Origin of the sequence: Leyella stercorea, from assembly GCF_021531355.1 — a bacterium.
Classification (GTDB): domain Bacteria; phylum Bacteroidota; class Bacteroidia; order Bacteroidales; family Bacteroidaceae; genus Prevotella.
Genome location: NZ_JADYTS010000085.1, coordinates 1 through 11509 on the forward strand (window position 1 = coordinate 1; position 11509 = coordinate 11509).

Annotated in this window: 10 protein-coding genes; 2 read left to right on the forward strand and 8 right to left on the reverse strand. The window is 49.8% G+C overall.

The features are described from left to right. Positions 1–108 precede the first annotated feature (108 nt). The 7 genes from I6E38_RS12955 to I6E38_RS12985 form a co-directional block, all read right to left on the reverse strand. Positions 109–1290 carry an ABC transporter permease gene (locus I6E38_RS12955; protein ID WP_235394389.1) on the reverse strand — a complete coding sequence of 394 codons (1182 nt, stop codon included), beginning with the start codon at positions 1288–1290 and terminating at the stop codon, positions 109–111. 12 nt (positions 1291–1302) lie between these two features. After that, the gene (locus I6E38_RS12960; protein ID WP_235394390.1) at positions 1303–2472 is read right to left on the reverse strand and encodes an ABC transporter permease; all 1170 of its coding nucleotides are present in this window, start codon (positions 2470–2472) and stop codon (positions 1303–1305) included. Between the two features lie 106 nt (positions 2473–2578). Then, positions 2579–3565 (reverse strand): HlyD family secretion protein, encoded by a 987-nt coding sequence (locus I6E38_RS12965; protein ID WP_235394391.1) that lies wholly within the window; start codon positions 3563–3565, stop codon positions 2579–2581. A gap of 21 nt (positions 3566–3586) precedes the next feature. Further along, positions 3587–5074: a TolC family protein gene (locus I6E38_RS12970; RefSeq protein ID WP_235394392.1), complete on the reverse strand. Its 1488-nt coding sequence runs from the start codon at positions 5072–5074 to the stop codon at positions 3587–3589. 44 nt (positions 5075–5118) lie between these two features. Further along, complete coding sequence (locus I6E38_RS12975) at positions 5119–6000, reverse strand: hypothetical protein (RefSeq protein ID WP_235394393.1); 882 nt, start codon at positions 5998–6000, stop codon at positions 5119–5121. Between the two features lie 280 nt (positions 6001–6280). After that, positions 6281–6958 (reverse strand): SGNH/GDSL hydrolase family protein, encoded by a 678-nt coding sequence (locus I6E38_RS12980; RefSeq protein ID WP_235394394.1) that lies wholly within the window; start codon positions 6956–6958, stop codon positions 6281–6283. A 20-nt stretch (positions 6959–6978) separates the two neighbouring features. After that, positions 6979–7743, reverse strand: a complete 765-nt coding sequence (locus I6E38_RS12985; protein ID WP_235394395.1) for a TIGR02757 family protein — start codon at positions 7741–7743, stop codon at positions 6979–6981. Between the two features lie 176 nt (positions 7744–7919). On the opposite strand from I6E38_RS12985, the gene trmD reads away from it, so the two are divergent. Both trmD and I6E38_RS12995 read left to right on the forward strand, forming a co-directional pair. Next, positions 7920–8597: a tRNA (guanosine(37)-N1)-methyltransferase TrmD gene (gene trmD, locus I6E38_RS12990; RefSeq protein ID WP_235394396.1), complete on the forward strand. Its 678-nt coding sequence runs from the start codon at positions 7920–7922 to the stop codon at positions 8595–8597. 139 nt (positions 8598–8736) lie between these two features. Next, the gene (locus I6E38_RS12995) at positions 8737–9795 is read left to right on the forward strand and encodes a carbohydrate-binding family 9-like protein (RefSeq protein ID WP_235394397.1); all 1059 of its coding nucleotides are present in this window, start codon (positions 8737–8739) and stop codon (positions 9793–9795) included. A gap of 253 nt (positions 9796–10048) precedes the next feature. Here I6E38_RS12995 and I6E38_RS13000 read toward each other — a convergent pair whose 3' ends face one another. After that, positions 10049–11329: a PNGase F N-terminal domain-containing protein gene (locus tag I6E38_RS13000; RefSeq protein WP_235394398.1), complete on the reverse strand. Its 1281-nt coding sequence runs from the start codon at positions 11327–11329 to the stop codon at positions 10049–10051. Between the last annotated feature and the right edge of the window lie 180 nt (positions 11330–11509).

An 11509-nucleotide genomic window follows, 5' to 3' on the forward strand; every position in this document is an offset into this window, starting at 1 on the left:
CTATAATATATATAATACAACAAGGGCAACAAAAAACAATGTCGTTTTTTGTTGCCCTTGTTGTATCTATGCTATTGTTTGCCTATTTGTTTTTATTCCGGCAAACTCTTATTTCTCCATAACCCGTCTTACCTGCCAACGTGTCACTACGGTAGCCAATGCTCCGTAAACGATGGCTTGCATCCATAGTCCCTTAATTTCGGGTATGATGTCGCCGAATACTCCGCCGAGTGTGTTAAGCTTGACGAATCCCTGAATGCCGAAAGTAGATGGGAACAGCCATGAGAACCATTGCCACATTTCGGGAATATTGCTTTTTGGCCATGACACGCCCGACATGAAGAGGAAGGGCACTGAGGTGAACACTACGAGCAACATCACATTCTCGCGCTTGCGTACGAAGTAAGAGAAGGTGATGGCAAAGCCTATGCACGACAGCAGATAAGGCACGATGAATAGGGCGAAGTCGCATGCGTGCAGTATCTGCACGAAGTGGAATAGACGAGGAACCGCCAGCAATACCCATGCTGCAATGAGTAGGAAGAGCACGAAGAATCCCATTGTGCGACCCACCATGATGCGTGCCAGTCCGAAACGACGATCGTACATCGGCACAAGACGTATGAAGCGGCGCTTCTCGTGCGATGTTCCGTAGGCAATGCCTACGCCAAGCAGCATCACCTGCTGTATGATGAGCACCAGAACGCCTGGCAATATGAAGTTGCCGTAGCCACCTGTATTGTTGAATATAGGTACATCGGTTATCTGCATGGGCTGCGTTGTGAGCTGGTCGTCGCGGTTGGTGTAATTGCCCGACAAGGCTATTTGTATGTGCGAGTTCATATCGGCAGCCACAGCCGTACAGGTCTGGAATATTGCCTTATAGGTAAGCATCAGGCCCATGTTGCAATACACGCTGACGTGAGCTTGCTGCATGCGTCCGAGGTTGTGGCCGAAGTCTTCGGGCAGAAGTATTATGCCGTACACTTCCTGCTTGCCCACGAGTCGGCTTGCCTCCTCAAGGTTGTTGCAATAGGCAGCCACACGAACGTCGGGCGACGCATCAACATGGCGTACGAACTCGCGGCTGGTCTGACTGTGGGAGTTGTCCACTACAGCTACTGGTACGTCGCGTACCACCTCGTTGTTGTATATCCACGAGTAGAGTATAGGGTAGGCGAGTGGCAAAAGTATAACGAAGAGAAGCGCACCCTCGTCCTTGAACATGTCGCGCATCTCGTGAAGCCATACTTTGGCCGTGTCTTCACAGAAAGTTCTTATCTTGTTCATCTAAATACAGTTTTACTCCAAATATACATATTCTCTCAGAGCCTTGCTCAGGCGCATGATTACAAACACGGGAGAGCAGGCGAACAGAGTGAGTGCGGCTGCGTTGAGCGCCACATCGGTCCATGGATTGCCTCCGAACACCACAATCTCATATATGATGAAGAAGTGGCGCATGGGGAACATTTGTGCCAGCGATTGCAGGGCTGGGTCCATGGCAAGGATAGGGAAGGCTGTTCCGACCATTGAAAAGCTCAGTACGCCCCACAGCGAGCACATACTCATTGCCATTCGCATTGAAGGGAACAGCCCGAACATGAACACGCCGAAGCCCTGTGCAGCCAATACTGTCAGCACCCCCAAGCCTATAATGCTGCCCCAACCGCCAGGATGCGGGAAGTGGAGAATGCCGAACGTGTAGTAGAGGTAGCCAAGCATTATGATGAGCCAGATAATGGTGTGTGGCAGTATCTTGCCTATTATGGCTATGCACGGGTTGTTGCCAGCGCACTTCATTAGTTCGCGTGCTGTGTCCATCTTCAATTCCGAACCCATAGAGTAGGCTGTTACGAGGAATATGAACAGCAACAGACATGTCGGAACGAGCATCGTTGAGAGGTAAATGTTATAGTTGACCCATGGATTGCCTACGGGATGCAGGTCGATTGCGATGGGTTGTAGGAATGTAGCAATCTGTTTGTCGGTGTAGCCTTTGGCTGACATCACTGATTTGCCTACACCTGCCGTGCCGAGAGTGGCTACGGTCTTAAGATCCTTAAACACGAGTGAGCCTGCTGTAAGCGAAGCGTAGCTGTAATAGTAGGACACTTTGGGCTGTCGCGAAGCCAATAGGTTGGATGCAGTGTTTTGTGGAAAATACAGGAAACCGTATATTTCATTGTGCTGCATAGCGAGTCGTGCCTCTTCAAAGTTGGTGTAGTGCGCCACAACCTTTGTCGATTGAAACGAGTCGAGCATTCGTGTCAGCTTGCGTGTCGTGGCAGAATTGTCAAGGTCGACAACACCTACGGGCATATCTTGCGGCTGTCCTTCGTTCATGAGCGACGTGAAGAAGAAGGTCACGAATATCGGGAAAATCACCATCGAGAACAGATATATGTGATTTTCCTTCAGTCGGCGGCACTCGCGTAAGAAGATTTGTATGATTCGTTTGGTGAAAGACATTAATAAAATGATTAGGGGAAATCGTTTATGAGATAATCTATCGGAAAGAGAAAAGCCCTACCCCCAGCCCCTCCCTAGCAGGGAGGGGTTGGGGGAGAGGCCTTTTTTACTTCTTCAGCACCAATGACATTCCCGGGCGCAGACCATCGATTTTGTCAATCGGGCGGGCCTTCACTTCGAATGTCTTGAGGTCGTACTGTCCGTTTGACTTGGTGGCCTTCCATACTGCGTACGAGCCTTGGTCCTTGATGTAGTATACCTTCATGCGGATCTCGCGGTTGTATGCGGGTACGAAAGCCTTGATCTCACTGCCTATCTTCATGCCGTTGAGCTGGTCTTCACGAACGTTGAATGTTCCCCAAAGGTCGTTCATTACTGATATTGACATAATCGGCGAACCAGTTCCAACGAGTTCGCCCACCTTAGGATAGACATCGCTCACCTCGCCTGCCATCTGTGCTATCTGCATAGTCTCGTTGATGTAAGAGTTCACTTCGGCTACGGCACCCTTAGCACGGTTTACCTGTGCGGCTGCTGCCTTCTTCTCTTCCATACGGGCACCATTCACTGCCATGTCGTACTGGCTCTGTGCCGCCTTGACTTGTGCCTCCATTGCCTTGTAGTTGGCGAATGCCTCGTCGCGCTTCTGGGCTGTCATCACACCCTCGTCAAACAGACGTTGTACGCGGTTGTACGACTTTTGGGCTATTTCAAGACCTGCCTTCGCCTGCTGCAATACGGCGAATGCGGCACGTACCTGTTCCTTGCGTGCTCCGTTGTTTGCCATTTCGTCCATGGCTGAAGCTGCGTTTTCTGCCGACTGTGCCTGAGTCATCTTGGCGCGCACCTCAGGAGCATCGAGAATTGCAAGCGTGTCGCCCACGTTCACGTAGTCACCCTCCTTAACGCGGAGTTCGAGAATGCGTCCTGGCACCTTGCTCGACACGCGATATTCCGACACTTCCACCTGTCCCTGTATAGTTTCTGGCTCTTGTTTGAGCGACAGCGAACCGATGATAGCTACTGCTGCCACCACAGCTGTTGAGCATGCTATGGTGATAAGTATGTTCTTATGTTGCGATTTTTCTGACATAATAATATATAATGTGTGTTGTTATTGCAAGACACCGAGTGCCTTCTTTAAGTTAACTTGACTCATTTTTACGTCTACTTCGGCGTCTATCTTCTGCGATTGTGCCTGCACCCATGCTGTCTGTGCAGCCATTACGTCGGTAGTTGGTATTACACCCTCCTTGAATCCGAGGTTGGCGCAACGCAGGTTTTCCTCAGCGTTCTCTACGTTTTTCGTTGCCATGGCCAGACGGCGGTTGGCCTCTTTAACCTTGAATTGGCTCTGGCTCACCTGCAGGTCTATCTTCTCACGAATGTCGTCGCGTTCGAGTTCGACGATAGTTGTGGCAATTCGGCTTGCGCGCACCTTGTATGTGCCCTCCATCCAGTTCCACAGCGGTACGCGCACCATCACTCCGACATTCCACATGCCCGAGAGTTTGCGTTCGAATCCGTTGAAGACGTTGGGGTTGGTGGCTACATATCCGCCCGTAAGCAACACCTGTGGAAGATAGGCGGCACGTACCAGCTTGGTGGCCTGGCGACTCATGTCGGCAGAATTCTGCAGAAGCTTTAGCTCTGGACGGTTCTCCATTGCTACAGAGCGGTCGGCCTGAGTGTCGTCTGATTGTGACGTGAGGTTTTCGGAATTTTCGTCAGCCAGTGTGATGTCCGAGTCTACATCCATACCACACAATTGGCAGAGCAGCATCTTGGCGAGTGCCAGTCCGTTCTCGGCCTGTGTCAGCGACATCTCTGCCTCGTTCACCTTGACGTCTACCTTCAGTCCGTCGGCTCGTGTGGCAACACCTTCGCGTATCATCTTGCTCACATCGTCGTCGAGTTTTTTGACAACAGCCAGATAGCTTTCGGCCAATTGCTTTTTGTGATGTACAGAAACAACAGTCCAGTATGCCTGGTCGATAGAGTGCAGTGTGTTTTGCGTCGAAGCCTCGATGTTGTTCTGCGCCATCTCTTCGCCTATGGCAGCCATACGATTGGCTGCTATTATGGCTCCACCCATGTACACGGGCTGTGTGAGCATTATTGAGAGGGCGTACATCTGGCGTGTGTCTGTACGGAAAGCGTCAACTATGTTCTGTCCTACATGGTTGACGGCTTCACCGATTTTTGAGCCCACCTGTCCGAACATGCCTCCGAGATTGGATGCTTGTTCGGGTGTGAGTATGCCCTGCTGGGCGAGGTTGGTCAGAGCGCCGGCAATGTCGTTGTGCAGCGCACCGGTGGTGTTGGTGCCTGCATTAGATAATGCCGACTTCTGGTCTTTGCTGAGTAGTGATATCTCGCGGCTTGTCAGTTCGTAGCCGCCGAGCGCACTTATGTGCGGCAGATACTTTGTTTTGGCCGCTTTCTTGTTGTAGCGAGCCATGTCGAGCTGCAGGCGTGATGCCGACAGGGTCTTGTTGTTGCGCAATGCCATTGCGCGACAACTGTCGAGTGTCAGTGTCTGTTGTGCCTGAGCGCTTGTGGCAAGCGTAGTAAGGGCCAATATTAAAAATTTATGTTTCATATTCGTTTGTTTGTTGGAGTGTACGGCTTGTCAGCCTCGGTGGCTTACTTGAATGTGAAACTGCGTGAGCCAATCATGTTGCCATCGGCAAAGATGCTTACCTGATAAGTACCGGCAAGCAGCGACTGCGACACGTTCCAGTAAGTAGTTATAGCCATTTCCTGTCCGCCGTATTCCACTGTCTTGTGCATTGTTGCTTCGAGCGAGCGGTTCTGATAGTTGAATGATCCGCCACCGCCGAGTGTTGTTCCGGCTGGTGTGGTGATGCGCACATAGAATGTCTTCTGTCCGTTCTGTGCTGTCACGTTCTTGGCTATGGTGAAGTTAACCTGAATGTTTGTACACTTTGATGTCTTGTCGGTAGCTTTACCGCGCTTGTTCTTCAGCTGCATTGAGATACCTGTGGCATCGAGTTGTGCGGCAATAGCCACTTTCTCCGAGAGTGTTGCGCGCTCGGTATTGAGTCCTTCTATCTGTCGGGTAGCTTCGTTATACTGTCCCTTGATGCGTGTGTTCTCGGCAGTGAGGTTCTGGTTGAGTCGGTTGAGTGAGTCAATTTCGATGACATAGCTACGCAATACGGCGCGTACTGTAGCCAGTTCCTTCTTGAGACGTGCTATTTCGCGTGCGTCGCTCGACTTGGTGTCCTGCAGTTCCTTGAGCAGTCGTTCGGTCTTTTCCTGCTCGGCGGTGAGTTGGGCTACGATGGAGTCGTTTGTTATCTGCGTCTTCATCTCGCTGTATTGGTTGGCAAACTGCTGATACTCGTTCTCCATCTCCTTCTTGTCAAGGTCGGCGAGTTCTTGCATAGCCTTGTTTTCTTTTCTTTGACTGTCAAGATTTACATAAAGGTAGGCAATAGTGCCAACGAGGGCTAAACCTATCACACCCGCTACTATCCCAGTAATGAGCTTTTTCTTTTCCATAGTGTTCTGATATATCAATTAATGAGTTTTAAATAATAAAGTTTAAACTGTTGCAAAGTTAGTTTTTTAATTTTAAAGTGCAAAGTAACGGGTGTTGTAAATAAATAATGATTGCTAAAATCGAAGACAAAAACAGAAGAACGGAACAGGTAGATAATGAAAGAAGCCCTTTTGACTTGCTAATGAGTTTGTTCTTTATGTCAAAAGGACAACTTTAGCAAGCCAAAAGGGCAACTTTAGAATTGTGGAAATATTTTTGAAAATGTGTGTGGCTTATTTTTTATTTTATTGCTTTGAGAACTTGCTCAGCAATGCTTTTCATTCCCTTTATCGACGGGTGTCCGCTCTTCTTGTCAATGTCCTTGAGTTTTATTACGGGCACGTCGTAGTGGTGGCATACTTCATCTATTGATTTGTTGATGTCGTCTTTCAGTTCGCTGTTAAGGATAAAGTAAACGTCGACGTTGGGGTAATACTGGCGTATGTCGTTGAGCATCTTTGCCATAGCCGGTCGGAAGTAGTAGAGGTCGGCACGTCGCCAGTCGCTGTACTGATATTCGCCCATCTTTACACCTGCCCATGAGTCATTAGTGGCACCGCATATAAGGATTATGTCTGGATTGCCAAGATTGTGGCATCTGGTCACGAACGAGCGGTCGCTGAAGTCGGCATCCTTGTATCCTGTGTTGCATATTGTGGCACCCGAGTAGGAGTTGTTCATTCCCATTTTGTAGCCGCCTTGCTTTATCACTTGCCACCACCATGTCTGCTCTACGCGCTCCACGTCGGTCTGCTGTTTGTTGGCTGGTGAGTAGTACCATATAGCGTTGCCCTCGGGAATGAATCCCTGGAATGTTGAATATGAGTCGCCCAGTACGGCAATGGTTCGGCGCACCTGTGCCGGAGCCTGTACAAGCACGAGCATGAGCAGGCACAATAGTGTAAATGTCTTTTTCATTTGCTGTTTGTTTTTAGTTATTATTGTTGTTCTTTTTCTTCGTCAACCCCCAGACCGAACAATGCGAAGTCGCCTTTGGTCGGGTCGTCGGGGAAAATCCGGAGCATAGCATCTGTCAGTCGGCGTGCTGTCGACATTGATGCGGTGCGACTGTTGAGCAGTCCCATTCGCATGCCCTCCTGTACCACATGTGTGTCGAGTGGCATGATGAGTGTGCGGCGGTCGATGACGTCTGCCCATAGTCCGAGGTCGACGGGCGAGTCCGACCGTACCATCCATCGCAGAAACATGCACACACGCTTGCATGCCGACGACGTGTTCTTAGGCACTATCTTGCTGGCTCCGCGCTCGGCAAAGTATCGGCAAATAGCTTCTACAGCCTCAATGCCCGTCGTGGCGCAGCTTGCTACGTAAGCCTTCATGCTGCCGTGGCTGTTGAGCATGTGGCTATAGGCGGCAAGCAGGCAGTGCATGTCGTGCTGGGTGTACAGACGGTAGTAGCACTCGGAGGTGTCGGCTATGTCGTTCTGCCATTCGCCCGAGCGTACCCAGTGGTCTACTTCGCCCCCCGAAGCGTCGAGCACGAACTGTATCTTGGGGAAGAACTGCTTGCGCGAGCCGTAGCTCAGGCACGAGGCGATGAATGCCATTGCCTCCTGGTTGGCGGCTCCCGACACCAGGTGCATGAACGAGCTTGGGTCGGCGGCGAGAAATTCTGCCGTTTCGTATTTGTCAGCCAATTGGCGTATGTGGTTTGTCAGTTGTATGTCTGTATCTGATTGCATTGCTTTGTTTTTTTGTTTCTGAAGCGCTTGTATTGTTTTAGATGGGGTGAATGTAGGTGTAAAGGTACGGTGAATTATTCTATCTGCCAAACATATGGAGTAATGAATGGCAATGTTTTATAGATAGTTGACTGAAAAACTTGGTCAGATGAGCGAAATTGTGTAAATTTGCACGTATGAGAATAGACATAATAACCGTATTGCCCGAAATGCTTGAGGGCTTTATTAACGAATCGATACTTGCCCGCGCCCAGAAGAAGGGACTGGCAGAAATTCACTTGCACAATCTGCGCGACTACTCGGCCGACAAGTGGCGCCGTGTAGACGACTATCCTTACGGAGGATTTGCAGGTATGGTGATGCAGTGCGAACCCATCGACCGCTGTATTTCGGCATTGAAGGCCGAGCGCGATTACGATGAGATAATCTATACTTCGCCCGACGGCGAGCAGTTTGACCAGCACATTGCCAACGACCTCTCGCTCAAAGGCAACATCATCATACTCTGTGGACACTATAAGGGCATTGATCAGCGTGTGCGCGACCATCTTATCACTCGCGAGATAAGCATCGGCGACTACGTGCTGACGGGTGGCGAGCTGGCTGCAGCTGTAATGGCTGACGCCATTGTACGCATTGTGCCTGGCGTGATAGGTGACGAGCAGAGTGCTCTGAGTGACTGCTTCCAGGACGACCTGCTGTCGGCTCCTATCTACACACGCCCTGCCGACTACAAGGGATGGAAAGTGCCCGACATATTGCTGAGCGGCAACGAAGCCAAAATCAAGAGCTGGGAAATGGAGCAGGCTATGGAACGCACAAAGCGATTGCGTCCTGACCTGTTGGAGAAGTAATGGTATCCAGTTTAGACTTGAAAATTGAGAGTTGAAAGTTATGATTACCTTTGAAGATATCATAATTCTCAATTTTCAATTTTCAACTTTCAATTTTTAACTTTCAGTTTTCAAACTATTTAAATAAACTAATCATTAAATGAACAAATCTATACTTTCGGCAATAGCTCTTGCTTTTGCCTTCGCTATGCCCGCTTCTGCTCAGGACGGACTGCTTAAGAAATATGCACAGCGACTGTCTACTCCACGACATTATGTGTGCTATCGTACTAACGAGAAGATTAAGATTGACGGCAAGCTCAACGAGAAGTCGTGGGCTAAAGCTGCCGATACAGAATCGTTTGTCGACATAAGCGGCGACGGATTTCCCAAGCCTATTTACGACACCAAGGCCCGAATGATGTGGGACGACGAATATCTGTACGTGTCGGCTGTGATGGAGGAACCCAACATCGTGGCTAACCTCACGCAGCGCGATACTATCATCTATCACGACAACGACTTTGAGGTGTTCCTCGACCCTACTGGTGATGGACAGTGCTACTTCGAGATTGAGAACAACGCACGTGGTGTTGTGTTCGACCTTATGCTTGACCGTGCCTATCGTTCGGGCGGCAACTTCTACGTTCAGTGGGATTGTCCGGGACTGAAACTTGCGGTTCAGCACGACGGTACGCTCAATAAGCCTAAGGACAAAGACCGATCATGGACCGTGGAGATGGCTATTCCGCATAAGGCTATTACCCGCAACTTCACCAATCCGCTCGTTGCCGGCAACACATGGCGACTGAACTTCTCGCGTGTAGAATGGCTCAAGAAGGGTGGACCTGAGGAAAACTGGGTGTGGACTCCTACTGGCGAGATTAATATGCATGCTCCCAACCAGTGGGGATTCCTGCAGTTCTCCGACAAGGTTGTAGGCACCGGCACCGAAGAATTCCGCTGTCCGTACAACATGGAGGCTTACAAGCTGCTCTGGGCGATGTTCCATGCTCAGTTTGAGAAGCGTGAGAAGACCGGGGCTTATACAAGTTCTACAGTATCGCTCGGACTGACCGATGCCGACCTTACTACATTGCCAAAGGGCAGCAACGTGGAGCTTGAGGCTACAACAAGCCAGTTCACAGCCACTGTCCTTGTAGGTGGAACAGGCAAGCGCTATGTGGTAGACCAGAACGGAAAGTTTGAAGTGAAATAAAAATGAACGTCGGATATTAATCTGACGAGTAAAAACAAACGAGAGTGTGTCAAAATAGAAGTTAAAAGAAGTTTGGGCTTCGCCCGAAGTTAACAGAAGTTCTTGCTAAGGCAAGCGGCAAAGCCGAGCGAGCGGACATATGTATAAATTGCTGAAAATAAAGCATTTGTCTGTTAACTTCCATCCATCGTAGATGGATTAACTTCTTCTTAACTTCCTCTAACTCCTATTTTGACACACTCTCGTTTTTATATTATTCTTCCCAAACCAGATAAGCCGAAACGAGCCAGTGGTTCATCTCGTTGCCTTTTACAGGCTGAGCCTTGGGGATGGCGATGCTGAGAGAGTGGCGACCCGGTGTAATGCTGTTGAGCGGAATGTCCTCAGGAGCGACATCCGAGCCAGGACACCAGTTGGAGCGTGAGAAGTCTGACGAACCTACAGGTTCTTCTATTTCCTTCTCAGTATAGTTGCCGTCGGGACCTATGTACGACGCAATGCGCTTTTCGAGCCAAACACCAGTACCGGGATTGAAGCGGCGGAACGATGCGCAGTCGTCGCGCCACGGAGTGAACTTATACACCTCGTTGCCGTCAATAGACAGAACATTCTCCTGCGGAGTGAACTCATCGCCGCCATCATGACCGCCATGTCCTGTTACGATATACTTCAACTTGACGTTCTTGGCACCCTTAGGCAGATTGAAGTCGGCTACGAGTGGCTTGCGAGCGAAGAGGTCGGGATACTCCTGACCAATATAATATACTGTGTTGACGAGTGGCAATACGTGAGTGCGGGGCATAGGGTCGCAGCTTATAGGACTTTCCTTGAAACGCAGTTCGACGCTTGCCAAATATCCTTCATCGGTCCATGTGTCGATAAATACGCCCACGTATGCCTCGCCTTCAAGCTCAGCGTAGCGGTCGGTGATGTCCTGCTGCCACTCTACGCAGTCTGCCCACTTAGGAATGTAAACTGGGCGGCGCTTTGCTGAGAGCTTGTCGTCCTTGCCGCTGAAATGTCCTACGCCGAAAGGAGTCATAAATCGCATCAACTCAACAGTAGGCAGATAGTCCTTGCCGGCTACGATACCGACGAACTTCTCGTACTTCGCAGCGTCGACAGCAGGAAACTTGTTCTTGCCCTGGGCAATAGTCATGAGGTTGATAGCCGACTTCTTGGGCAGTACGAACACCGACCCCGACTTGTCCCAGCGGTCGCCGTTGGATGCTACGGTAGTCTTTATGTACACCTTGACGTTGCGTTCGTAGTGCGGAACGTTGATTTTCTTCAAAATTATACGTCCGTTGACAAGACGTATTATGCCGTCGGCATCGGCTGCATTAAAGCCTTCAAGCTTCGACGGAGCATAATGAACGTTTGTCTTATCAAATACCTTTATTGTCTTACTGCCCTTTGCTGCGTACTCCTTATGGTTGGCAGCGTGTGAGGAAAGGGCGAAGAGGAAGATAAAGGAGAAGAGGAGGGAAGAAAGGGAAATAAGGGTGAAATGTGGAAAATGGAAATGTTTCATAAGATTATAAAAATGAAAAGAAAAGCCCCACCCCCGACCCCTCCCCCGTAGGGAGGGGGGTGATATGATTTTATGGAATAAGCTTGGTTGTTTCCAGCAGAAGGCCATAGGCCTCCGCTATTATTTGTTACAAGTAGTCGGTTCATACCGCTCCACTCCCTGCGGGGGAGGGGTCGGGGG

Coding starts and splice junctions, on each gene's coding strand:
- I6E38_RS12955 (WP_235394389.1), bottom strand. CDS start 1,290: ATGAACAAGATAAGAACTTTCTGTGAAGACACGGCCAAAGTATGGCTT.
- I6E38_RS12960 (WP_235394390.1), bottom strand. CDS start 2,472: ATGTCTTTCACCAAACGAATCATACAAATCTTCTTACGCGAGTGCCGC.
- I6E38_RS12965 (WP_235394391.1), bottom strand. CDS start 3,565: ATGTCAGAAAAATCGCAACATAAGAACATACTTATCACCATAGCATGC.
- I6E38_RS12970 (WP_235394392.1), bottom strand. CDS start 5,074: ATGAAACATAAATTTTTAATATTGGCCCTTACTACGCTTGCCACAAGC.
- I6E38_RS12975 (WP_235394393.1), bottom strand. CDS start 6,000: ATGGAAAAGAAAAAGCTCATTACTGGGATAGTAGCGGGTGTGATAGGT.
- I6E38_RS12980 (WP_235394394.1), bottom strand. CDS start 6,958: ATGAAAAAGACATTTACACTATTGTGCCTGCTCATGCTCGTGCTTGTA.
- I6E38_RS12985 (WP_235394395.1), bottom strand. CDS start 7,743: ATGCAATCAGATACAGACATACAACTGACAAACCACATACGCCAATTG.
- trmD (WP_235394396.1), top strand. CDS start 7,920: ATGAGAATAGACATAATAACCGTATTGCCCGAAATGCTTGAGGGCTTT.
- I6E38_RS12995 (WP_235394397.1), top strand. CDS start 8,737: ATGAACAAATCTATACTTTCGGCAATAGCTCTTGCTTTTGCCTTCGCT.
- I6E38_RS13000 (WP_235394398.1), bottom strand. CDS start 11,329: ATGAAACATTTCCATTTTCCACATTTCACCCTTATTTCCCTTTCTTCC.